24 protein-coding genes, 1 tRNA gene and 1 pseudogene are annotated in these 23,562 nt (G+C 47.6%); 12 read left to right on the plus strand and 14 right to left on the minus strand.

From position 1 onward, the window contains the following. Positions 1–104: 104 nt before the first annotated feature. Complete coding sequence (locus ACNI29_RS02965; protein ID WP_419780701.1) at positions 105–1,259, minus strand: iron-containing alcohol dehydrogenase; 1,155 nt, start codon at positions 1,257–1,259, stop codon at positions 105–107. A gap of 422 nt (positions 1,260–1,681) precedes the next feature. On the opposite strand from ACNI29_RS02965, the gene ACNI29_RS02970 reads away from it, so the two are divergent. Continuing rightward, on the plus strand, positions 1,682–2,035 hold the full coding sequence (locus ACNI29_RS02970; RefSeq protein WP_419780702.1) for a winged helix-turn-helix transcriptional regulator: 354 nt from the start codon (positions 1,682–1,684) through the stop codon (positions 2,033–2,035). A gap of 67 nt (positions 2,036–2,102) precedes the next feature. Here ACNI29_RS02970 and ACNI29_RS02975 read toward each other — a convergent pair whose 3' ends face one another. Then, positions 2,103–2,759, minus strand: a complete 657-nt coding sequence (locus ACNI29_RS02975) for a ferredoxin-like domain-containing protein (RefSeq protein ID WP_419780703.1) — start codon at positions 2,757–2,759, stop codon at positions 2,103–2,105. 214 nt (positions 2,760–2,973) lie between these two features. Between ACNI29_RS02975 and ACNI29_RS02980 the strand changes: the two genes are divergently transcribed. The 5 genes from ACNI29_RS02980 (at position 2,974) to ACNI29_RS03000 (ending at position 7,332) form a co-directional block, all read left to right on the plus strand. Next, on the plus strand, positions 2,974–3,306 hold the full coding sequence (locus tag ACNI29_RS02980; protein WP_419780704.1) for a DUF3302 domain-containing protein: 333 nt from the start codon (positions 2,974–2,976) through the stop codon (positions 3,304–3,306). A gap of 2 nt (positions 3,307–3,308) precedes the next feature. Continuing rightward, on the plus strand, positions 3,309–4,262 hold the full coding sequence (locus ACNI29_RS02985; protein ID WP_419780705.1) for an HlyD family secretion protein: 954 nt from the start codon (positions 3,309–3,311) through the stop codon (positions 4,260–4,262). Between the two features lie 12 nt (positions 4,263–4,274). Further along, positions 4,275–5,633 carry a TolC family protein gene (locus ACNI29_RS02990; protein ID WP_419780706.1) on the plus strand — a complete coding sequence of 453 codons (1,359 nt, stop codon included), beginning with the start codon at positions 4,275–4,277 and terminating at the stop codon, positions 5,631–5,633. Between the two features lie 70 nt (positions 5,634–5,703). Beyond that, positions 5,704–6,468, plus strand: a complete 765-nt coding sequence (locus ACNI29_RS02995; RefSeq protein ID WP_419780707.1) for a substrate-binding periplasmic protein — start codon at positions 5,704–5,706, stop codon at positions 6,466–6,468. A gap of 90 nt (positions 6,469–6,558) precedes the next feature. Beyond that, on the plus strand, positions 6,559–7,332 hold the full coding sequence (locus ACNI29_RS03000; RefSeq protein WP_419780708.1) for a hypothetical protein: 774 nt from the start codon (positions 6,559–6,561) through the stop codon (positions 7,330–7,332). Here the strand turns inward: ACNI29_RS03000 and ACNI29_RS03005 are convergent. Next, positions 7,304–7,651: a PadR family transcriptional regulator gene (locus tag ACNI29_RS03005; RefSeq protein WP_419780709.1), complete on the minus strand. Its 348-nt coding sequence runs from the start codon at positions 7,649–7,651 to the stop codon at positions 7,304–7,306. The genes ACNI29_RS03000 and ACNI29_RS03005 overlap by 29 nt on opposite strands. Before the next feature lie 95 nt (positions 7,652–7,746). Between ACNI29_RS03005 and ACNI29_RS03010 the strand changes: the two genes are divergently transcribed. Further along, complete coding sequence (locus tag ACNI29_RS03010) at positions 7,747–7,953, plus strand: hypothetical protein (protein ID WP_419780710.1); 207 nt, start codon at positions 7,747–7,749, stop codon at positions 7,951–7,953. A 45-nt stretch (positions 7,954–7,998) separates the two neighbouring features. On the opposite strand, the gene ACNI29_RS03015 is transcribed toward ACNI29_RS03010, so the two are convergent. The 8 genes and pseudogenes from ACNI29_RS03015 to ACNI29_RS03050 all read right to left on the minus strand — a co-directional run bounded on the left by ACNI29_RS03015 (position 7,999) and on the right by ACNI29_RS03050 (position 15,519). Next, positions 7,999–8,847, minus strand: a complete 849-nt coding sequence (locus ACNI29_RS03015; RefSeq protein WP_419780711.1) for an amino acid kinase family protein — start codon at positions 8,845–8,847, stop codon at positions 7,999–8,001. Between the two features lie 72 nt (positions 8,848–8,919). Next, positions 8,920–10,137 (minus strand): putative sulfate/molybdate transporter, encoded by a 1,218-nt coding sequence (locus ACNI29_RS03020; RefSeq protein ID WP_419780712.1) that lies wholly within the window; start codon positions 10,135–10,137, stop codon positions 8,920–8,922. 160 nt (positions 10,138–10,297) lie between these two features. Further along, positions 10,298–11,020, minus strand: a complete 723-nt coding sequence (prxU, locus tag ACNI29_RS03025) for a thioredoxin-dependent peroxiredoxin (RefSeq protein ID WP_419780713.1) — start codon at positions 11,018–11,020, stop codon at positions 10,298–10,300. A 164-nt stretch (positions 11,021–11,184) separates the two neighbouring features. Beyond that, positions 11,185–11,460: a hypothetical protein gene (locus ACNI29_RS03030; protein WP_419780714.1), complete on the minus strand. Its 276-nt coding sequence runs from the start codon at positions 11,458–11,460 to the stop codon at positions 11,185–11,187. Positions 11,461–11,527: 67 nt separating this feature from the next. Next, complete coding sequence (locus ACNI29_RS03035; protein ID WP_419780715.1) at positions 11,528–12,001, minus strand: methylglyoxal synthase; 474 nt, start codon at positions 11,999–12,001, stop codon at positions 11,528–11,530. A gap of 150 nt (positions 12,002–12,151) precedes the next feature. Next, positions 12,152–12,460, minus strand: a pseudogene (locus ACNI29_RS03040) (Spx/MgsR family RNA polymerase-binding regulatory protein); the annotation flags it as partial. Between the two features lie 205 nt (positions 12,461–12,665). After that, the gene (locus ACNI29_RS03045) at positions 12,666–14,681 is read right to left on the minus strand and encodes a methyl-accepting chemotaxis protein (RefSeq protein WP_419780716.1); all 2,016 of its coding nucleotides are present in this window, start codon (positions 14,679–14,681) and stop codon (positions 12,666–12,668) included. Between the two features lie 217 nt (positions 14,682–14,898). Then, entirely contained in the window at positions 14,899–15,519 is a 621-nt protein-coding gene (locus ACNI29_RS03050; RefSeq protein ID WP_419780717.1) for a flavodoxin family protein, read from the minus strand. Between the two features lie 525 nt (positions 15,520–16,044). Between ACNI29_RS03050 and ACNI29_RS03055 the strand changes: the two genes are divergently transcribed. Further along, positions 16,045–17,271 carry an EAL and HDOD domain-containing protein gene (locus ACNI29_RS03055; protein WP_419780718.1) on the plus strand — a complete coding sequence of 409 codons (1,227 nt, stop codon included), beginning with the start codon at positions 16,045–16,047 and terminating at the stop codon, positions 17,269–17,271. 19 nt (positions 17,272–17,290) lie between these two features. Here the strand turns inward: ACNI29_RS03055 and ACNI29_RS03060 are convergent, their stop codons facing one another. Both ACNI29_RS03060 and ACNI29_RS03065 read right to left on the minus strand, forming a co-directional pair. Then, on the minus strand, positions 17,291–17,527 hold the full coding sequence (locus ACNI29_RS03060) for a hypothetical protein (protein ID WP_419780719.1): 237 nt from the start codon (positions 17,525–17,527) through the stop codon (positions 17,291–17,293). Positions 17,528–17,784: 257 nt separating this feature from the next. Beyond that, positions 17,785–19,875 (minus strand): methyl-accepting chemotaxis protein, encoded by a 2,091-nt coding sequence (locus tag ACNI29_RS03065; RefSeq protein ID WP_419780720.1) that lies wholly within the window; start codon positions 19,873–19,875, stop codon positions 17,785–17,787. Positions 19,876–20,152: 277 nt separating this feature from the next. Here ACNI29_RS03065 and ACNI29_RS03070 point away from each other — a divergent pair, with 277 nt between their 5' ends. Together ACNI29_RS03070 and ACNI29_RS03075 are read left to right on the plus strand one after the other, a co-directional pair. Then, positions 20,153–20,362 carry a rubredoxin gene (locus ACNI29_RS03070; RefSeq protein ID WP_419780721.1) on the plus strand — a complete coding sequence of 70 codons (210 nt, stop codon included), beginning with the start codon at positions 20,153–20,155 and terminating at the stop codon, positions 20,360–20,362. Positions 20,363–20,647: 285 nt separating this feature from the next. After that, on the plus strand, positions 20,648–21,310 hold the full coding sequence (locus ACNI29_RS03075) for a YaaA family protein (protein ID WP_419780722.1): 663 nt from the start codon (positions 20,648–20,650) through the stop codon (positions 21,308–21,310). 76 nt (positions 21,311–21,386) lie between these two features. Here the strand turns inward: ACNI29_RS03075 and ACNI29_RS03080 are convergent. Next, positions 21,387–21,462: transfer RNA gene (locus tag ACNI29_RS03080), tRNA-Ala, on the minus strand. A 248-nt stretch (positions 21,463–21,710) separates the two neighbouring features. Between ACNI29_RS03080 and ACNI29_RS03085 the strand changes: the two genes are divergently transcribed. Both ACNI29_RS03085 and ACNI29_RS03090 read left to right on the plus strand, forming a co-directional pair. Then, on the plus strand, positions 21,711–22,703 hold the full coding sequence (locus ACNI29_RS03085; RefSeq protein WP_419780723.1) for an ABC transporter permease: 993 nt from the start codon (positions 21,711–21,713) through the stop codon (positions 22,701–22,703). Then, complete coding sequence (locus tag ACNI29_RS03090) at positions 22,703–23,548, plus strand: ABC transporter permease (RefSeq protein WP_419780724.1); 846 nt, start codon at positions 22,703–22,705, stop codon at positions 23,546–23,548. Before ACNI29_RS03085 ends, ACNI29_RS03090 begins: the two co-directional genes overlap by 1 nt. Positions 23,549–23,562: the final 14 nt, after the last annotated feature.

Genomic DNA, 23,562 nt, shown 5'->3' on the forward strand with positions numbered 1-23,562 from the left:
GGGGTTTTCAGATAGGTCCAGTAATTTGATTGGCGGGAAAGCCCTCTCGAAGACTTTCCCGCCAATATGTAATCAGGCTGCTTCAACAATTCACAGCCAGTGGGCTATTTACCGTAGTAGGATTCCTTGAACAGCTCTTTCATCTGCTCAATGGAGATCTCACGCGGGTTGGTGCTGGTGCAGGGGTCTCCGCATGCGCCCTCGGAAATCTTGTCGAGGTTGGCAAGGAATTCATCTTCATTCACACCGAACTCTTTGAGGGTCGCAGGAATCTGCATGTCCACGTTGAGCTTCTTCACAAAGTTGATCAGGGATTCGACCAGCTCTTCAGTGGAGGAACCGGAAAGACCGAGCCTCTTTGCAGCGTCAGCGTACTTTTCGCCGGCTTTCTCAGCGTTGAAACGGATAGCAGCCGGGAGGTAGATTGCATTGGCGCAGCCGTGGGGAATACCGAAAAGGTGTCCGGTCTTGTGCGCCATGCTGTGGACAATGCCGAGGATTGCGTTGGAAAAAGACATACCAGCCAGACACTGGGAGATATGCATTTTGTCACGCGCTTCCTTGTTTCCCTTGTAGGATTCGACCAGTTCATCCTGAATCATTTCCATTGATTTCATGGCGAGGCAGTCGGTAAGCTCATTGGACATGATGGAAACATAAGCTTCCAGAGCATGGGTCAATGCATCCATACCGGTGTGCGCTACAAGGCTTGCGGGCATGGACTGGGCCAGATCACTGTCCACGATTGCCAGATCAGGAGTGATGTTAAAGTCGGCAATGGGGAACTTCAGCTCAGTATCATTGTCGGTGATGATGGAGAACGCAGTTACCTCGGTTCCGGTTCCACTGGTTGTGGGAACAGCTGCGAAATGCGCTTTCTTACGCAGTTCCGGCAGGTTGAAGGGCTTTGCAGCTTCTTCAAAGGTAAAATCAGGGTTTTCGAAAAAAATCCACATGGCCTTTGCCGCATCAATGGGGGAACCGCCGCCCACACCGAGAATCCAATCCGGCTGAAAATCGTTCATCAACTCAACGCCACGGCGAACAGTGGCAACAGAGGGGTCTGCCTCAACGCCTTCGAAGAGGGTGGTTTCGATTCCGGCTTCTTTCAGAAAGCCTTCTATTTTATCGAGCGCACCATTTCTCTTTACAGAACCGCCACTGATAACAATAACAGCTTTGGTGCCTTTGATGTTTTTGAGTTCCTCGATGCTGCCTGCACCAAAATACACTTCACGTGGAATAGTAAATCTTGCCATTATAATTTTCTCCATTTATATTCCAAAGCAAATTTCAGCTTAGGAAAATTATTTTACTTTAAAATAAAACATTCATAGCCTGAATATTAATTCATAAAATTAAATTCAGACCAAAATATCACTTTTTAAAAACCGCAAACGTTTCCCTCAGGTTGGGTGAGAAGCTATAAACACAAATTTTTTTTTCCTGTAAAGTACGCACCTTTCGGTATCGTAGTTTACAACTGGTTAGTAGTTCCCATTTGGTAACTACCTATTAGATTAAGTAGAAAACTACACAAAAAGCTTTAAATCTGGTAAGTTGGAAACTTCGCTTAATTGAACGCAATTTTCAGAAAGCACAAAATAAGCTCTAAAAATTATCTGAAATTTTTTTATTTTTTTGAAGCCGACCGGATTTCGGCGCAATGAATGGAGAGATAATGCCTGAAGACAGAACCCACAAAGTCAGCTGCAACAGCTTCACATATGAGTTGGAAGTGGCTTTTGAAATATTATCCGGCAAATGGGTGCCGCTGATCATCTGGCACCTTGCGGACGGAGAACCGAAAAGATTCGGGGAAATGCGCAGACTGATGCCTAAAGTCACCCAAAAAATGCTGACCCAGCAATTACGCAGTCTGGAAAAATCCGGGCTGGTAAACCGCAAAGTTTATCAGGAAGTTCCCCCGGCAGTAGAATATTCGCTCACCGAAATGGGGCTTAAGCTGATCCCCATCTTCGAAAACGTAAACGGATGGGCCGAGGAATATCTGGAGAAACGGAAGGATAAATAAAAAAAACACGAAAAAAGGCGGATTCCCGATTGGGAACCCGCCTTTTAAATTGTGTTTTACGACAGAACTATTTCAGCGCTTCGAGCAGAGCTTCTTCACCGATGCGGTTGACAAAACCGCTGGTACGTTCACGCTTACGGCCGTTTTCTTTGTAGAAAGCAAGTGCCTTTTCAACCAGTGCAAGAGCTTCGTCAGCACCCAGCTTGGAGCCGATTTTTACACCGCCGCGCACGTTGCGCACAGCACCGCCGCCGAAAAGAACGTCCCAGCCTTTGGGAGTTCCTACGAGACCGATATCACGCACATTACTGAATCCGCAACCGATCTTACAGCCGGAAACACCGCTCTTGATCTTGAAGGGATAGGGAGCATTCTGCTTGATAACTTCGAGCAGTTTTTTGCCCATACCACGGCTGTCCTGAACACCGAACTTACAAACGCCAACGCCGGTACAGACTCCGACAGTCGGCGGTGCCTTCTTAACTGAGGAACCGATGCTGTCTACAACTTCATCCAGTTTATCCTTGGGGATACCCTCCAGATTCAACCGCTGGCCGGTAGTCACGCGCAGGGAAGTCAGATCAAATTTCGCCATTGTTTCAATGACGGTCTTCATCATGCCGGGAGTGAATTCCCCCTGAGAAAGACAGATGCGCAGTGCGTAAGTGTCATTCTTACGCTCAACGGGCATCACAACAACTGGTTCAGCAACAATATTATCCATAAAAAACTCCTTGCTCTGTTTAGTGATTGTTCATTTACAACAGAGCGCAATGTTCTGCAAACAGGGATTTCAGTCTATAATTCCCCTACAGAAGAATCAGTTTTTTGTAGTTCGGCCACTTTTTCTATGGTACATAGAATTAGACCTAAACCTCTTATAAGGGCAGTTAATTACTTACAGATTTTCCCTAACGCAGGACAGCAAGGAGAAATCCATGATTCTAACGGATTCCCGCATACTTGATTACATTGGTGCCGGGATGTTGATATTTGTCTTTCTGGTGCTGGTATACGGCATTATCTTCATTCACGACATTCCTTACAACATCGCCAAAAAACGCAACCATCCCCATCAGGATGCAATCCACGCCGCCGGGTGGGTCAGCCTTTTCACCCTGCATGCCATATGGCCGTTCCTGTGGATATGGGCCATGGTTCATAAACCGGACCTGAAAAGCGATCAGGATTTCGTAAGCAATGAGAATGAAATAACTCCCGCAGACGAACCAGATGACCTGAATACAGTTACGGACGCAAGTGAGGTCTAACCGTGGATATACTTATTGAATTGACCTATGCGGCTATTGTTTTCTTTGCCTTCAAAGTCCTGAAAATCCCGGTAACCAAATGGACCGTAACTACTGCTGTGGTAGGCGGAATCTTCGTTGTCGGTGGAATATTCCTCTGCATGGCATTTTACCACCCCTACACGCCCAATGCCCGCATCTATTTCCAGACCACACCAATCGTTCCGCAGGTGCGCGGCAAAACCATTGAAGTCTATGCCAAACCCAATACCCAACTCAAAGCCGGGGACAAACTATTTGCCATCGACCCTACTCCCTATCAGGCAAGAGTGGATGAGATTGAAGCCCAGCTTAAGTTCTCCGACAAGCGGCTCAAGGAATCTCAGGAGCTTGCTAGACAATCCGCCGGAAGCCGCTACGATGTTGAACAATATCAGGAAGAAGTGAATCAGCTTCAGGCCGAACTGGAAAAGGCAAAATTCAATTTAAACAGCACGACAGTTGTTGCACCCACGGACGGCTGGGTAACAATGGTCCGGCTTCGCCCGGGAATGATGGCTGTTCCGCTGCCCCTGCGCCCGGTGATGACCTTCGTTCACTCCGAAGACCCCATGCTGGTTGCGGCGTTCAAGCAGAATCCGCTCCAGAACATCAAGCCGGACTTTAATGCTGAAATTATTTTCCCGGCTATTCCGGGACATGCCTTCAAAGGCAAAGTGACCAAGATTCAGGAAGCACTGGCTGAAGGGCAGCTCCAGCCTTCCGGCGACCTGCTCAGTGTTTCCACCCATATTCCAGAGGGTAGGGTTCCGGTCTTCATTCATATTACCGATGACATGTCGCAGTACAACCTGCCCCTTGGGAGTGCTGCCGCTGTCAGCGTCTACAGTGAAAGCATGGAACCGCTGGCCCTGATCAGGCAGATCCTGCTGCGCATGGTCAGCTGGCGGAACATCATATGCTTTGAGGCCATTTAAGTGGAGATAAATATGTCACATAAACTCAGACCGGCAATACTGATCTTGATCCTGCTGCTCGCCATCTGCGGCTGCAAACGCAATTATTCCCATTCCGAGGCCGCTTCGAGTGCCGAAAAGACACAGAATTCTGCACCCGCTGAATGGTCCGCCACGGATTCAGATAGCGGCATGGTCAAAGACGGGTGGATTCATGAATTCAAAGACACGAATCTTAATGCGCTGGTGACCGAAGCCATGAAAAACAATCCGGACCTGCAGGCTTCTGCTGCGAGAGTTGATCAGGCCACGGCACTGGCAAAACAGGCCGGAGCAGCTTTGCAGCCTTCAATCGGATTGGGCGGCAGGTTATCCGGCACTTCCTCTAACGAAGCAGCCGGAGCGCAAAAAGCCGGACTGGGTATTTCATGGGAAGCTGATGTCTGGGGCAGGCTTGAACAGGGTAAACGCTCATCCGAAGAATCAGCCAAGGCGGTTCAGGCCGACTATGAATTCGCCCGCCAATCACTGGCTGCAGCCACGGCCCGCAACTGGTTCCTGCTTAATGAAATTGAACAGCAGCAGGAATTCTTGAAATCCATTGTCGAAATTCTGGGAAAAATGAATGAGATTGAAAAGCGTAAAGAAAAGGTAGGCAAAGTTTCTATGCTTGAAGTTTCTCAGGTCCATGCCCAACTGGCTACGGCAAAGGATGCTGTAAGTCAGGCTGAGATGGCCCGCCAGCAGGCCTCCCGCAGCCTTGAAGCTTTGATTGGCCGCTACCCCGCCGATGAATTAAAAGGAACAGGCCAACTCCCTGTAAAACTTCCGCCCATACCGGCAGGACAGCCTTCGGCAATTCTTGAAAGAAGACCGGATCTCATCGCGGCAGAAGATCGCGTGGCGGCAGCTTTTTATGCTGAAAAAGGAGCAGAACTGCTGCACCTTCCGCGCTTCACTTTCGGAGCCGGAGCAGGAATAAGCGCACTGGGCGATGCCATTGCCGGACTGACCGCAGGAATCTTTGCCCCCCTCTATACTGGCGGCAAAATTGAGGCCGAAATTGAACAGGCCACAGCAAAACAAAAAGAAACCGTCGCAAATTATGCTTCTGTGGCCCTAAATGCATTCAAGGAAGTTGAAAACGGACTTTCCGGGGAAAACCTGCTTCAAAAACGCGAAGAATATCTGACTCAAGCCAGGACAGACAAGAAAAAGACCTATGAACTGGCTCAAATCCAGTACAATGTCGGCAAAATTGATCTATTTGAACTGCTCAGCCATCAGACAGCATGGATCGGTTCAGAAATATCCTTGCTGAATATACGGCGGGTGCGTTTGGATAACCGAATTGACCTGCACCTTGCCCTTGGGGGCAGCTTCGAACAGTAAATCCAGTGCAGGGTCTTACTTAACAAAGGCCCTGCTTTATTTTTATCAGCAAATTTCGTAGTAAGAAATAATGAAGCACTTATCCCATTTCATTCTCATCATACTTTTCCTGACAATTAAGACTACCTCATGCCTCGCACAAGAAGTTATCGTTCCGGTCAATCATTACCCACCGTGGCGAATTGTAGAGAGTAACGAAGAAATCGGCGGTATCAATATTATGCTGATGGACACCCTGCTCCAAAAGGTTGGTTTGAGAGCCACCTATATTATCCGCCCGTGGAAAAGAGGGCAGCGCATGATGAAAGAAGGAACAGCAGATATAATGAACGGGCTGCTCAAACATCATGAACGCGAAAAATTTATGACCTACCTTGATCCGCCATATAAAACAAAAAGTTCAAAGGCATTCTACGTATTAAAAGACAGTACCACAAATATTACATCCTACGAAGACTTGTATAAATACAAAATCGGAATATCTCTCGGGGCAAAATTTTTCCCCAGATTCGACAATGACACCAAGTTGAAAAAGGACACAGGCAAAGACGCACAGAATAACTTTACAAAATTAAGGTTCAATAGAATTGACACCTTCATAACAACTGAAACGGTTGGAGACTATCTACATAATAAATTAGGATATCAGGACATTATAAAAAAAGCAGAATACAAATACACTGCACCACTCGCCGTCTACTTTGCGGTTTCCAAAAAATCACCATTAGCCGAGAGAGTACCGGAATTAAATGCTGCATTGAAAGAAATGGTGGAATCCGGCGAGGTACAAAGAATAATCGACCGATTCATCACCGGCAGATATCCACCGAACTGATCCGTAGTGCCGTTTCAGCATCAGAGAAATCCCAGTTGACTTGTTCCTCTGAGGGTGGGATGGATGCATGTATTCACAAGGAGAAATAACATGCGCATTTACATGGGATTTGACGATACTGATGACAAGAATGCCCCTATGGGGACAGGTCGGCTGGTCCGCGAATTTGTATACGGCCTGAATAATGACTGCCATGTCATCGGCGTAGTCAGACACCAGCTTCCCCGGCTGGACAACATCCCATACACATCCAATAACAGCTCGGCCTGTGCCATTATTGAAATTCCCGATGGCAGTAACCTTGACTATCTGCGCGAACAGGCAACTGGACACCTAAATGAATTCTGCGCCCCCGGCAGCGATCCCGGCTTATGCCTTGCCCGCGAAGACGAAGTGTCCAGTGAAATTATAGGTTTCTCCAAATCCGTAACCGGACGCAGACACACCCAGAAAGACGCCATGCACGCCGCCCGCGATATTGAGTTATACGGCCTGGGCGGAACAAACGACGGCATCATCGGTGCAACCGCAGCAGTCGGACTGACTGTTTACGGATGGTGTGGACGTTTCATCGAGTATGGACGGCTGCGGGAACTGGGCCGTGATCTTCACGTGCAGGATCTCTTCGAAGCCGGAATCGACGTAATTTCAACGGACCGCGACCCTCTCGTGCCGCTGCCCGGTGATGAAATACGCAATACAACATGGATCAGGCCCTCACTTTGGGGCGGTCGTCCAGTTTTACAGGTCAAACGGATAGAGTACGGAGTCTGGGAACCCGCCCACGGCAAGCGCAAAAAAGGGCACAAGATGCAGCCGGACTCCAAAAACCGAACTACACACTTTCCCTGTAGCGGACAATAAAGCCTTCCAGAGCGTCACGCTGACGTTCCATGTGAATTATCCATGCTTCCAGAATTTCCAACCCTTCAGGGGTGATGGAATAGACCCGCTTTGCCGGGCCGTCACCCTCAGCGTCCCACCTTGACTCCACCAATCCCTCCTCGTCCATCTGCCGCAAATGACGGTAGATCATGCCCGGAGGGGCTTCTCCACGCAAAAAACCATACCCGCTGATGGTCTGAATAAGCTCATAACCATATGAAGACCCTGACTTTAGTGCCATCAAAAGTGATGGCTGAATATATCGCTGGGGCTTACCCCCGCCTGCCTTTTTTGACATTTCCCACCTGTTCTTCTTGACTATATGTTCTTAGAGGATATATATCTAATATAGACTAATATCCATAAAGACACAACAAACCAGAGGAGAGCTTTATGAAAATCTTCGTAAGAGAAAGAGTAAGAGCAGATGAAGGAACCAAACGTCCCCGTTACCGCGTTGTAGGTGTACAAGGCGAAGGACTGACCCTCAAGGTTAAGCGTATCCGCAAGTGTGAACTTAAGCAGCTTGCTGAGCACACCGGAGCAGAGATTGTTTATCTGGAGCGCGACGGTAAGGGAAGCGAAGGAAAGCAGGACTAAAAAAACGGGGACCATGCTCAGCAAGGTCCCCGTTTTTTAATATGTTTATTTGTAGACGATAGTTCCGACATGTTCTCCGCGCAATGCGGCGTGTACGGACTCAGGGTCCCGCAGCACATCAATAATCTGGAACTGCTTGAGGGTCTTGGCATTCTTGAGGAAGGTCAAGACTGCTCTTTCCACTATCAGGTCATCAAGATCCATTTCAATCAACTCATCAACGTGGATGCGGTCATAGAACTTGAGGGTTTCGCGGTCCTTGGCCTTTTTAGGATCGTCCTCATAAAGCCCCTTTTCATCTTTAAGATAGATAACGGACTTCGCGCCGATGTTCTCCGCCAGCAGAAATGCACCGGAATCAGTGCGGTGCGGCGGGATGGAACCTACTTCAGCGGGATGCTCAAAGAATCCGTAAGGCGGAATACCGGTGGTGATGGGCAGGTAGCCGAGCTGGCAGTACATGTTCAGCTGCTCAAGGTGGTCGCCGTGCCCGATTTTTACACCACCATGCTTAGCCAACAGAACGGAAAGCATTTCCGCATTCTGCCAGGAAACCTTATCACCCAACTTTGAAAGAACCCCGGTGGGCATACCAAGATCAACACCGATATTATAGACGTGACGGGCACGGGTTCCGCCCCCGGTCATGAGCAGGATTTTGTGCTCTTCCTTGGCTTTGACCAGTTCATCAAGGATGGGCAGCAGCGCATTTGCACCACGGTCCATGATGGACTGTCCGCCAATTTTCAACACATTTACTTCCGGCTGCATGTGGAAGTACTCATCTGCTTCTGTTTTACGCAGACAATCTTTACCTACAAGAGACTCACCCAGCAGCTTGGTTTCTATGTGCAAACGGCCCTTTTCACCATCTTCTTTAACTAACTTACCCATAAGACCCTCCGTTTTTATCGATTGACAACCCCGTTGATTTGCTGGGGATGCATTATCATAGACCATTAACAACTATTGTAACACCTTAAACTTCACCAAAAGCATGCTCAGCAAAATTCCGGCTCCAAAAGCCCAGGCCAGATTGCTGACCAATGTGATCACCAGCATGAGGAGAATCACTGCCTGAGCAGCCCTTGCTGTCTGGTCACGCACAGCAAGTATCAACTGCACCCCGGCAAAAACGAGCAGCACGCCGAGCACGCCCATAGGAATGAGCTGCAGGACTTTTACAGATTGCGCACCGAAGCCAATCGCCAGCAGTACAAAAATCACACCGATAATAAGGTTGGAACCGCAGGTGCGTGCCCCGAAACGGTAATGCGCCGCAAGTCCCCCGGCCCCGTGGCAGACAGGCATACCACCCACCAGAGCAGCGAAAGCATTGGCAATACCCATGCTTATGCATAAAGCGCGGTCAGTAACCCTGCGCCCTTCATCGCCGAAATATTCATAACTCAAATCACGGTTGGCGATGACCGCATTCCCGAGTGTCATGGGAATCTGCGGCAGGACAAGAGCCAGCAGGGCAAAGGAAAATTCATCCCCACTGGGAAAACCGAATGGAAGCAACTGCGGCAGATGGAACCCTAAACTGAGGTCAGCCAGCCCGCGCCATGCTCCAAGCACCCCGCCAAGAATCGCACCGAAACCGACAACCACCAATCCGGCGGGCACACGCTTACTGTTGATCAGTTTCAGGGTGACAATACCGAAAATAATACCGAAAACAACGCTTAGCGGAATCGGCCCCAGAGCCTGATAGGACAGGAAGGGTTCAACCTTGCCCAATGTCTCCTGCAAACTGCTGGTGCCTGCCGCAAGGTGAACCCCCTTAAGCAGGAGCAGTATTCCGGTAGAGACCTGCACGCCTCGGATCACAGGCAACGGGATTAACCGGGCAGCCTTGCTGACCAACCCGCTTGCGCCGAGGAAAAGCATCAATGCGGCAATGATCATCCCGGAAGCACTGATAACCCCCGGGCTGAGAGACTGGGCAATGGCATACGCGGAAACAACTTTCATGGGCTGCACCGCAATGGGAACCCGGTAGTACATACCGCCGATGAGATAAAACAACCCTACCGTGAGGAATAAGCCTGTAGCGGAAAGACCGTTGACCATGATCATGGCAAAAGCCAGGGGCAACATGGCTCCGAGATCTCCCACAGAGCCGGCCCATTCCATCCTATTGAAACTGATACGCACTGCAACTCCTCCATCTTCTGTCATCCGTAATTACAGCAATACTTCATAATGCTATAAATTCACAACGTTTTTTAAAGCTGACAGTGCGGACATAATTATATTCGGAAATATTTTAACCCACATATAAAAACTCCCGGAAGGTTTAACCGACCGGGAGCAATACAAACTAAATCAGATCATGGACTTATTCAAAAGCCATGGTCACTTCCCATTCTTCCCAAACCTTACCCACCAGATCGGGGCCGGGATTAAGAACTTTCTTACCGGGTCTCCAGCCGGAGGGGCAAACCTCGGAAGCACCGGTTTTTCTTACATGCTGATATGCCTGAATCTGGCGCAGGGTCTCAGCTACATTGCGGCCCACGGGCGGAGTCAGCACTTCGTAACCCACGATAACACCGTCTGGATCAATGAGAAAACGGCCACGTATATCAACGCCGCCATCTTCATCGTAAACGCCGTACATCTGCCCTACTTTTCCGCCACCGTCAGAAAGCATAGGAAATGGAACCCTGCCTGCGGAAATCATTTTGGAAAGTTCATCCTGTTCCCACATTTTGTGGACGAACATGCTGTCGGTACTCATTGAAAGAACCTGAACATCAAGGGCTTCAAACTCAGAATGTTTTTCGGCGACCGCCGAAATTTCCGTAGCTCAGACAAAAGTAAAATCACCGGGATAAAAGCAAAGCACTACCCATTTTCCGAGATAATCGGAGAGAGTAATTTCCTTAAATGCGCCATCCTGATAAGCACCTGCAGTGAAATCAGGAGCTTTCTGTCCAGCTTTAATCATGATTTCTGCTCCTTTGGGGGTTTCGGAGGTTTCAGTTTTGACGTCCTGCTGAACCTCTTCGACTGCTTTGCCGACAGGTTTTGAGCAGCCAACTGGTTTTGAATCACTCATATTTTCTTCCTCCATTTTCATTAACCACACTTATATCACTCAGCGCTATCAGTAGGAAGTCTTTTTATCAAAAAAGCTGATAGTCAAAAATTGAGTCCACCCCAGAAATCAAAAAAGCCACCCTGATCAGGGTGGCTTTTTTAAAATTATATCGCTTTCTCAGTCTACCACGGCATCGGGTCAGGCAGAATCACGTCATCAGAGTAATCATACTGGTCGAACTGCTCTGAAAACCAGTCAAAAAATTCAAAAAAAGGGAAAATCTTCCGCCCTGCTTCAACTTTATCCAACGCCTGCTCTCCGCTGACATCAATTGTTTTGGAATCAAGAGCCATGATAGGCACCAGATCTTCAGGACAAACGTAAGCAACATTGCCGACCACATAGTAACGAATGTCGTGCTTTTTATAAGTAACTTTTTTTACAACCGTTTTGCTCATAAACACCTCTCACTTGATTCTTTAAATTCAGCTGGTCATAAATCAAATGGATACAGTGTTCAACAGCTTAAATCTTCCGTTGGGTATAGTCACTGAAATCAGTTTCCTTGCGCTGGAACTCCCCTTCGAAAAACGGGGAAGAGATCAGGAATTCGGCAGTGGAACGGTTACTGGCGGTTGGAATATTATAGAGTACGGCCAGACGCAGCAGTGCTTTCACGTCAACATCATGGGGTTGCGGCTGCATAGGGTCCCAAAAAAAGATGAGCACATCGATTTTGCCTTCGGAAATCATGGCCCCTAACTGCTGGTCACCACCCAAGGGACCGGACTTCATTCTATCCACTGGTTTGAAATCATACCCTTCATCATTCTTCTGTACGGCCCTTTCCTTGATCATTTTTTCGACCAGCCCACCAGTGGTTCCGGTAGCCACGAGGTTATGCCGGGAAAGAATGTTGTGGTTGCAGTCCACAAAATCCAGCAGTTCTTTTTTGCAATTATCGTGAGCAACTACGGCTATATTTTTAACTATGCTCATGGCAGTCATCCTCTTGAAGTTAAAAGGTAATCAATAGGCAGTACTATGACATGAGCTAAAATGAATGTCACTTCTACAGTGTTAAAAGAGTGAAAAACAAAAAGGGCTGCTCATAATCAAGCAGCCCCGATGTATCGTATGGGCAGAACGTTAAAACCGTTCTTCCCACTCCTTAAGTTTGAAGCCGATAAGCACAAAATCATCAGCAACAAGAACGGGACGCTTGCAAAGCATGCCGTCACCGGAAATAAGCTCAAAAAGATCAGCATCAGACATGGAGTCGATAGTATCTTTCAGCCCCATTTCCTTATATTTTTTACCATTTGTATTCACGAACTTCTTCTTATCCACCCCGGCAATCTTCTGCCAGCTGAGAAATTCATCTCTGGTCGGGGTCTCTTTTACGATGTGCCGGATAGTGAAATCCACTCCCTTTTCCTCAAGCCAAGCCTTGGCTTTACGGGAGCTGGTTCAACTGGGGTAATGTACTAAAATCATACTTATTTTTTCTCCGTCTTAAGGTTACGGACAATTTCTACTACCGACCCTATAGGTAACACAAATGAATAACACCTACAATTATAGACAAATACAGAAGAATGAAAAACAGGTCTTCATGAACACTCATGAAGACCTGTCTGATCTTTAAACGGGAGTTTATTTTTTAGAACTTTTCAAAGTCACTGTCATCAGCTTCCATATCCAGAGAAAGACCACCAAAACCGGCGTCTGATTTTGCCGCACTTGCTACAGGCTGCGATGCTGCAACCGGGGCCACAGGGGCGGCTGGAGCTGCAGCAACAGGTTTCTCCTGCCTTGGACTGCTTACCGGCAACGCCCTTGGCTGTGAGTAGGAGGAACTTCCATAGCCGCCCACCCTGAAGAAAGACATGGTATTTTCAAGCATGGCACTCTGGGAGGAAAGCTCCTCACTGGTCGAAGCCATTTCCTCAGATGCGGAAGCATTTTGCTGAATAACTGAATCCAGCTGGGTAATAGCCTTGCTGATCTGCTCTGCCCCAGAATTCTGTTCCGCACTTGCTGAAGATATTTCCTGAACCAGCTCGGCGGTTTTCTGAATATTGGGGACGAGGTTTTCAAGCATGTCCCCGGCCTTCTCAGCAACTGTTACAGTTGAAGAAGAAAGCTCGCTGATTTCCCCGGCGGCGTTACCACTGCGTTCGGCCAACTTGCGAACCTCGGCAGCGACAACGGCAAAACCCTTACCGTGTTCCCCGGCGCGGGCAGCTTCAATTGCGGCATTCAAAGCCAGCAGGTTGGTCTGGCGGGCAATTTCTTCAATGATGGAAATTTTTTCCGCTATATTTTTCATAGCCGCCACTGCTTCCGAAACAGCGGAACCGCTTTCCTGTGCATCAGCGGCGGACTTAAGTGCAATATCCTCTGTGGTCTGGGCATTAAGGGTATTCTGCTTAATATTACTGGCCATTTCTTCAATAGAAGCTGACACTTCTTCAATAGAAGCAGCCTGCTCGGTGGCTCCCTGAGAAAGTCCTTCTGCGGAAGCTGAAAGTTCGGTACTTCCGGAAGCTACATTGCTGGCTCCGGCACGCACGTCCGAGACAACCCTCGTAAGCTGAGTCGCCATGTCGCGCATATTTCCATAAACACCAATAGCCGGTTCAGCAAATTTGAGGTCGAGATCACCGCCCGCAATATTCTGGGCAACATTCGCAATATCTGCGGGATCGCTTCCAAGCTGCCTGCTGATAGTCCTGATGATCAGAGCGGCAGTAATGATGCCTACTGCAATGGCGATAATACTGATCACAACCGCCAGCATAATGGCCTGACTGTTGGCCGCCTGAAGCTTGGGTCCGAGCACATCCTGATCTGCCATTACTGAGAGCTTAACATCCTCGACATTCTTAGCGATTTCCGGTCCGATAACGTCCAGGTTCTTGCTGATAATCTCATTGCGGTTGAAAATAATTTTAGTAAGTGCGCCGAATGCTGCGGAATACTTCTCCTTTAAATCTAGTATTTCCGCGAGCAGCCTACGCCTTTCGGGATCTTGCAGGTTGCGGTCCAGCTCATAAAGCAGCTTATCAAACGCTGCCATTTCCTCTCCCTCTCTATCAACAGACGATTGGGCATTATCATCTAGAAACTTAACTACATACAAACGGGCCAACAACAGGTTGCGCATGGCATGCCCAGCTTTCACCGCGGCGGTCATATCATTATCACGTTCAGCTGTTTCCAGAATCCGGGTCAGTTTCTGCTCCATCTGAGGTCCGGCAACATTTAAAACATCATTGACATAATGATTCCGCTCTACCCGAAACTTTTTAACCTTTTCAAAATACTCACCATACTCTTTTACTTCATTATCCACTTTCGCGATTAGACTGGCACGTTCCGGCTTCTTGATTTCAGAAACAGCTTCATCAATAAATTCGCGCATCTTGGCGTAGTAACCGTCGTATTGTTTAAGATCGAGATCACTTCCAGTAATGATGAAATCCTTAACATTCATCCGCACCATGAGCATGTTAGCCTGCAACCTTCCGCTCAAGTTGGTATCTCGTGCCAATCCCCGGTATTGGCTGAAGCCCTCACTGGAATTTTCAAGTGCCCAAAAAGATATTGCTGCCAGCACTAGCAATAAGCCGAGCACAGAACCGAAGCCGAGCATCAATTTAGCCGATAATTTCATGTCATCTCCCGGTAAGCAGTTTTCCGTCAGCCATCAGTCACAGCTGAGTATGGCATAGGTGTTCTACCTTACACTATTCTGGCACTTTACTTAAAGTAAAAAAAACATCGAGAGAAAGAAATACGGCAAAGCTGCCAATAATTAGATTGCACCATAAAAAAATGAGGTGACTGAACAATCAGCCACCCCATTTACACTCAGACATTATTTATGCGAATTACCCCTCGCCAGAAGGATTATCCACCTTGGGAAAACTTTCTAAATGCGGCTTAATGGCCTTGCCTAACCATGCAATACATTCACCGAGGTTCTGCATATTGACCATGCCTTCACCATCATCACTGACTTCACCTTTATTCAGGCCGTACCCCATATTCCAGTAAGTGGAACCGGGGATAATCATGCCGCTGATCTGGTAAAGATGGTTGATAGTATCGAAAACATGGGTTGCACCGCCACGGCGAACAGCCACGACTGCGCCACCGATCTTACCCGCAAACTGGCGGTCGTTGGCAATGGCCACCAGGCCGGCACGGTCGATCAAAGCTTTTATCTCTGCGGTAACATCAGTAAAATATGTAGGGGAACCGATCACAATAGCGTCAGCACGAACCATTTTTTCATAAACTTCATTAAGCTTATCGTTGTCCACGGCACATTTTTCATTCTTGTTTTCAAAACATTTCATACAGGCTATGCAGCCGCGGATCTTCTTGCCGCCAAGCTGATAGAGTTCTGTTTCCCAACCTTCTTTTTCAAGAGGCTCAAGAACTTTATTCAACATAACTTCAGTGTTGCCACCCTTACGTGGACTGCCGTTGATAGCAAGTACGTACATTTATCTCTCCCGTGTTTATTTATTCAAAACGATGGAATCCCCAAGGAATGGGAATCCCGTGCACTATAATATGGGAAGTTAAAACTGTGCAAATTATTCATCAGCAGAACATACCGATGATCTTCCCGGCATCTAGAAAAACACCCCAGACCTAATGCCCCATGCCGACCTCGGCCCAGCTTATTATCTTGATGCACTATCGCGCTATCTTAAAATAATTTTGCCTTCCGAGGCTTGCGTGGACTACACATCAATATCCATATTTTATTTTGAATGAATCAGAGGAATGTATGGATAATCATCCGGCACGCAAATACAGGCCCAAGCCAAAAGAGACAAAACAAACATTTAGTTTATAAAATCAAATCATTAAGAGACACCCACCAGCTAGACCCTAAAATAATATGCTAGAACATAATTGATCTATATGCTAATTGCAGCTGATCCAGAAAGGAACCAGAAAACCATTTAAGAATAACGGTTGGTTTCTTCTGCAAACTTCAAGACAACTATGGGTCCATTACAATGAAAACCGCCTACCGCCCCATTTTTGTAGCCCGGCAACCCATCTTTGACCGCAGGGGGGACATCTGGGGTTACGAGTTGCTCTACAGGGCAAGTAACACCATCGGCATGGACGGCAGTTCACCCAGTACAGCAACCTCACGGGTTATCTCAGACGGCCTGTCGCTTGCCCTGGACTCAGTCTCTGACTCCAAGAAAATTCTCATCAATTTTTCCCGGCATATGCTTCTTGTGGAATCCGCTACGGTCCTCCCACCAGAAATCTGCATCCCCGAAATACTTGAAGATGTAGGCATTACCCCTGAAATAATATCAGCAGTAAAAAAACTCAAAAAATCAGGCTACTTAATTGCACTTGACGATTACGTGGGGCAGCCCGGAATGGCCCCCCTGCTAAGACTGGCTGATATTGTAAAGGTCGACTTTCTGGGCATGAAGCTAAGTGCAGTCGAAAAACTCAGCCGAGAACTTACAAAATACAATTGCAAGCTTCTGGCTGAGAAAGTCGAGAATAGAGGGATGTTCGATCTGGCCGTATCCCTGGACTATTCTTATTTTCAGGGCTTTTATTTTGCCAAACCGGAACTGATCGAAGGACGTAAGATAAGCAGCTGTGTGCTTACCAGATTCCAGCTTTTGAAGGATCTTTCCTCACCTGATTATTGTGTAGACGATGTAGCCAAAACAATCTCACATGATGTCGGGCTAAGCCACAGATTGCTCCGCTATGTCTCTGCTGTTTCGAATTACGCAAAGATACGGTCTCTCAGCCATGCAGTAGCCCTGCTTGGACTCTGGCCGCTGAAACAATGGCTGATGATCACCATGTTGTCTGACACCTCGCGCGAGGAGCGTAGCAAGGAACTGGTTTATCAATCTGCGTGCAGGGGTAAATTTATGGAAAAGATCGCGGATTCCATTGACGGAAATAAATTTGACCGTGATTCCCTTTTCCTGCTGGGGCTGTTCTCAAACCTTGATGCGCTGCTTGGCCTGCCCATGGACGAAATCACCGGACACCTTCCACTGGACGACACACTGACAAAGACCCTCTGCGGAGAAGAAACACCCCTCAGTGGTCTGTTGAACATGCTCAAAGCTGTAGAAGCAGCGGACTGGGATACAGTGGCAACTGCGCTGGAACAATACTCAATTCCTGAAACCGATGCAGCGCAGGGCTACACCGAAGCCGGACACTGGGCGCATAAAACACTCTCGGCAGAATAAAAGTGTCAGTCAGCCTGCCTTAAAGGTACTGCCAGACTCTATCCATATTCGTTTCCATAACGGCGACAGCGCAAAGATCGGTATAGGCAACCTGAACTACCTCGGCCCGAAACCTCTCCTCGTCATGAGTTTTATTGTAGTCTTCCATTAACGCCATGGATTCACTAAGGGAACGTGATTTAGGTGAACTACCGTCTAGAGTTCGGGGGTGATAGCCGATGTAGATGAGATCGAGTTTGTCCTGTGCGCGATTCATATCAAGTCCTCTCCGGTTTACGGTTGATCTGTAATAGATTTATCTGCTGACACATTCATAATCCAAAACATACCAACAATCCACGATAAATTATGCCTAAATCAACATAAACCATTCTTCCGCTAATATGACCCGCAAACCGGAAATACATAACAGCAGCACCTTAGAGAAACAGAGTTTGCCCCAGTAGCTTAATAAAAAAGGGACGGTATCATATGAACACCGTCCCTAACCCATTTAGAAATTATATCTTTCAGTTAAGAATTCAATCTTTCAAGCATGCCCCGCAAATCTTGAGCTAGGGCGTTAAGCTCCTGCACTGCCCGCGAAGATTCAGTCATTCCTGCAGAAGTTTCATTCACAATCCGGTGAACCTCTTCCACTGCGGAATTAATCTGCTCTGATGTAGCGGACTGCTCTTCCGCAGCAGCCGCAATACTGCTGATCAAAGCCGAACTTTCACCTGAAACGGTCACGATATCTGTCAGAACGGCCCCGGAATCATTCGCTTGCGAAGTTGCAGCAGCTATTTGATCCACAGCCGATTCCACCTGCCTGATATTGCGTTCTGATGATTTTTGAATCGCCTTGATACTCTCTCCGACTTCACTGGTGGCAGTCATGGTTTTCTCTGCCAGCTTGCGCACCTCATCGGCAACTACTGCAAACCCTCGGCCGGCTTCACCTGCACGGGCCGCTTCAATAGCAGCGTTAAGAGCCAACAGATTGGTCTGGTCCGCAATATCAAGGATGACGGTCATAATGCCGCCGATGGAATCCGCCTGTTTGCCCAACTCAAGCATATTTCCTTGTAATTCCCCGGCAATATTATTGACCTGATTGATAGAGGTAACAACCTCGCCGACCAGTCCGGCACCATCCTGCGCCTTCCCTGCAGCCTGTTCAGACTGCAAAGTGGCATCAGCGGCGTTACGGGCGACCTCAAGAACTGTCGCGTTCATTTCCTCAATTGCAGTGGCAGTCTCGCCCACACGCTGCTGCTGAATATCCGCGCCCCTGCTGACCTGCTCAATCTGGGCAGCGAGTTCTTCTGAAGAAGTAGCCAAACTGGTGGAGATACGATCCGCGGCGCTGGCAACCTCTACTATGCGGTTCTGTACAGCCTTAATTTCAGTCTGATCGATAAGAATCTCAAGCGCGCCGACCACCTTACCTGCACGATCCACTATTGCAGAAGCGGAACTGCTGATTTCATAGTCACCGGATGCAGTCTTTGCTGAAGTTTCAAAATTCTGTTTACCGCCATTCTCCATGCATTTTTCCGGGAGGCAACGCCCTTCCCGGCAGGCCTCGGTCCCAAGAACCTGATCGCAATGTTTACCTGCAAATGAACTGCTGCCTGAAATATCCAATCCGGCTTTGTTAAGGAAAAGAATCTTGCGGTCCTTCCCTCTGGTCAATACTCCTACGGGCAGGGAATTCAGCAACTCGCAGTACAGACCAACGAGGGTATTCACTCCCTCAATCATTGTTGCAAAACCGCCGGAGTAACCGGAGGAATCACCTTTACGCTCAAGTTCACCTTTTTCAATGGCAACAATTATCTCATCAGTATCACGTTGGAAACCTTTGAGGGACTCAACGAGAGAGATCACTTCACGGTAAACCCCACAAGCCTTGTCAGCAGCCTCAAACTCAAAATGGCCCTTAGCCACTTTGGAAACAACCTGCTTAAGCTCCGCCGGGTCCTTACCCAGAGCGCGATGAACTGAACGTAAAATCAAAAACGCAATGAGAATAGAGATAACAAATACCAGCCCCACAGCACCCTTCAGGATATTACCTGCCTGCGAAACACTGGCGGATGCATTATCGTTGAAGGCTGCTGCTCTTCTCTCTGCGGAAACGATAAATTTCTCCATACCTGCTTCCAATTCCTGATGCAGCTTAGCCTCTTTATCGCGCTCAGCTCTGATTACACTGCGCAAGGCTCCTTTTTCGTGGGTATCAATCAGATTTTGTTGCAGGGAACTCATGCGGCTGTATACATCGGTCAATCCAGAGAGCCTGCCGGTTTCTTCAGAAGAACGTTCGGCAACCAGTTCAAAATCCTTCATAATTTCTGTGTTGAAGTTGTCGATGTTCTCTCTATGCTTGGCGATTCTTAATTTATCATAGGACGTAATAATCTGTGACATTTCATTCTGAATACGCATCAAATTCACATCAATGCGCAACATTGCAGTACTGACTGCATAAGGCCGCTTGTATAAGGAATCAGTAAGTGCACCAACAGATTCAAGCTTTGTCGCTGCAAACATGCCCAGCACGGCAATCAGTATTGAGATAAACCCAAAGGCTATTATCATTCTTGATCTTAAAGTCATATATTGATCTCCTCTGTCCTATAGATAGCGTTAATTCAACACTCTATTTATTTGGTACAATCCAATGGATAAACTGTGCTCAAATGTTCAATGTCGACATTCGACACAAATTTCAAATTATTTACTTTGTAAGAAGAGGAAAGTCAATGGACTCTTACCTCTCGAAAAGGGAGGTAGATGAAAAGAAAAAAAATACCCACTAAGTGCGATCTATGTTAATTTAAAAAAACCACAAACAACCAAAACCCATAAAAAGAGAGCTTTACAGGAGGAAAACATGGCTGAACCCAAAGATATGTATCAATGTCAGGTGAGCAACTGCGGTTACATTTACGATCCCGACAAAGGCGAACCGAAAACAGACACCGCTCCGGGAACAACCTTCGCAGATCTCCCTACCGACTGGAAATGTCCACATTGCGGGTCTTCTAAAAAAACTTTCCGGCCACTGGCTGGTCCGGGTTCTACTCTTGCTGAAGGAACTTAAGTTTAAACCGACAATTTAAACCCTACCGAGACTAAAAAAAGAGGTTGCATCTGTCGATGCAACCTCTTGAAGTCTTCTGTGAAGCTGAGATAAATTGAATTCCGGCCCCGCAAATGCTGTACTAAAGAACCTTTTTTAACGCTTGGAGTAAATGAAAATTCTATCCGCTATTTTACCAGTATCTGGTAGCTAAATTTTAGTGCAACCAAATTGTATTTGACTGACCAGCCATTTATTTCGTAAAAAAAGGACACACCTTAAACAATATAAAATATTGACATTTTTATGAAAACAATCATTTTAATCCCGCCTTCCGAGGGTAAAGCCGACGGAGGGAAGAATAAGCCCCTAAGTTCTGTATCAGGAATTACAGCTGACTTAATTGAAGCGATTAAAGAAGCTGACCCCAAAAAATTATACGGGCTTAAGGAAAAAGCTCTCGAAAAAGCAATTGCTGTAAATAAGGAAATTTTAATTTCAAAAACAATGCCTGCAATTGACCGGTACACAGGAGTTGTTTACGACGCTATTGATTATCAAACTTTGAAAAACAAATCTGATTTTAATAAAAAAGTTCTCATCATATCAGGGCTATTTGGGCTTGTCAGCCCTACGGACCTGATTCCTAATTATCGTCTTAAAATTGATAAATTAAAGGCTGCCAAGCTATGGATAGATTCGAATTCAGAGTATTTGAAGAATAAATTTGTCATTGATTTATTACCACAGGCACACAAGAAAGCTGCGAAATACGAGAATGGAATTGAAGTAGAATTTGTCCTAAAAAAAACTGGAAAAAAGATGCCTGCAGGTCACCAAGGAAAGTACATTAAAGGAAGATTTGTCAGGTGGCTTATTGAAAACAATGTGACCAATCCAAAGCATTTTATAAATTTTACGGAAGAAGACTACAAGTGGACTGGTGAGGTGTTCTTAAAGGAAGTTTAGGGGATCTACCGGCTCTACCTCAAAGAAAGGCACGAAAAAAGGACTTACAACTTTTGTTGTAAGTCCTTGAAATATCTGGTGGAGCTGGAGGGAATTGAACCCACGGCCTCTTGAATGCCATTCAAGCGCTCTCCCAACTGAGCTACAGCCCCACTCGTGTTGGGTGAAGAAGTGTTTATAAAAACCAGCCTCAGCTGTCAACACTCTTTTTCAATTATTTTAACATAAATCAATTTCCCTCCCCCGCCGCTTCGGTTAAGCTGGATTTCCTGATAGCATCGTATACAAAACACAACATAAGTTTACTTTTCATAAACAAATACTATTGCCTCAAAAATCAAATTGCAGTAATCTGCTTTTCATTAACTGAGTCTAAACCGCTATATTTAAACGAGGTACTATGCTGGACATTGCCTTAAAAATTCTTTCCAAATTTGCGTGGGTTTCCGTGGTCTTCATCGGCATCACGGTAATCAGCTTCTGGGTGATTCACCTCGCCCCCGGCTCCCCCACCGACATGGAAACCACCCTGAATCCCACCGCCACCATTGAGACCCGCCAGAAACTGGAAAAGCTCTACGGATTGGATAAACCGCTCCACGAACAATATATAAACTGGGTCACACGACTTGCAAAATTTGACTTCGGCATGTCCATGTCCGGGGACAGGCGTCCTGTCTGGGACCGCATAAAAGAACGGTTGCCGCTGACTTTCGGAATGAATCTGGCCTCGCTTTTCCTGACCCTAATGATTGCAGTACCAATCGGCATGTATTCGGCATGGAAACAGGGCGGCTGGTTTGACCGGGGAATGACGGTGCTGGTCTTTATTGGATTCGCAGTACCGGGATTCTGGCTGGCCTTGCTGCTCATGCTCTGGCTCGGTATCTACTACCCCGTCTTTCCCATATCCGGGTTGACTTCACTTGACTACGAACTCCTTTCCCCTTGGGGAAAAATGGTAGATCTGGCACGGCATCTGACCCTTCCCATCTTTATATACACATTCGGCAGTCTGGCCGGGATGTCCCGTTTCATGCGCTCGTCCATGCTCGAAGTACTGCGGCAGGATTACATTACCACCGCCAAGGCCAAAGGATTACCCATGCGCAAGGTGCTTTTCAAACACGCCCTGCGCAACGGCTTGCTCCCGGTGATCACCATCCTTGGACTTTCCATTCCGGGGCTGATCGGCGGGAGTGTAATCATTGAATCAATTTTCGCCCTGCCCGGACTGGGGCAGCTCTTTTACGGAGCAGTCATGGCCCGTGACTATTCTCTGATCATGGGTTCTCTGGTGCTTGGAGCGATGCTGACTCTGGCCGGGAACCTGCTGGCCGATCTTGCTTACGGACTGGCAGATCCGCGTATTCGTGCAGGGAGACAGGACTAATGGGTAACAAAAAACCGCTCACCCCGCCTTCAAAGTTACAGAAATACGGGCTGTTCTACCTCGGTATTTTTCTTGTAGGCACTGTTTCGCTGGCGGCAGTTTTCGCCCCACTACTGACACCTTACGACCCCAACGCCTTAAACGTGGATCACCTGCTGCAGGGCCCGAGTTCTGCACACCTTTTCGGAACCGACGCATTGGGCCGCGACGTATTCGCACGTATGCTTTATGGTGGACGGGTATCCCTATGGGTCGGATTTGTGGCTGTGGGAATTTCCACTACCATAGGACTGGCCCTTGGGCTTGCCGCCGGATATTTCGGTGGACTGGTGGATGAAATCATCATGCGCGGCGTAGACGTAATGCTCTGCTTTCCCTCGTTCTTTCTAATCCTTGCGGTGATCGCATTTCTTGAACCGGGGCTGACTAACATCATGATTGTCATCGGCTTCACCTCATGGATGGGGGTGGCAAGGCTGGTCCGTGCGGAAACGCTCTCCCTGCGCAAGCGTGACTTTGTTCAGGCATCCCGGCTGGCCGGGGCAGGCCCGGTCCGCATCATGCTGACTCACATACTGCCCAACGCAATCACCCCGGTGCTGGTTTCAGCAACCTTGGGCGTGGCCGGAGCCATCCTTGTGGAATCATCACTCAGCTTCCTCGGCCTCGGCGTTCAGCCCCCGGACCCGTCATGGGGCAACCTGCTCATGGATGGCAAAGAGGTTTTGGAAATCGCCCCATGGCTTTCAATCTTTCCCGGAATGGCTATTCTGTTAACCGTGCTAGGCTACAACCTGCTCGGTGAAGCACTGCGTGACATCCTCGACCCCAGACTCAAACAGTAAGCGGTAAAATAAAA

This window comes from Maridesulfovibrio spiralis (SeqCode) (assembly GCF_048571135.1).
Taxonomy (GTDB): Bacteria; Desulfobacterota; Desulfovibrionia; order Desulfovibrionales; family Desulfovibrionaceae; genus Maridesulfovibrio; species Maridesulfovibrio spiralis.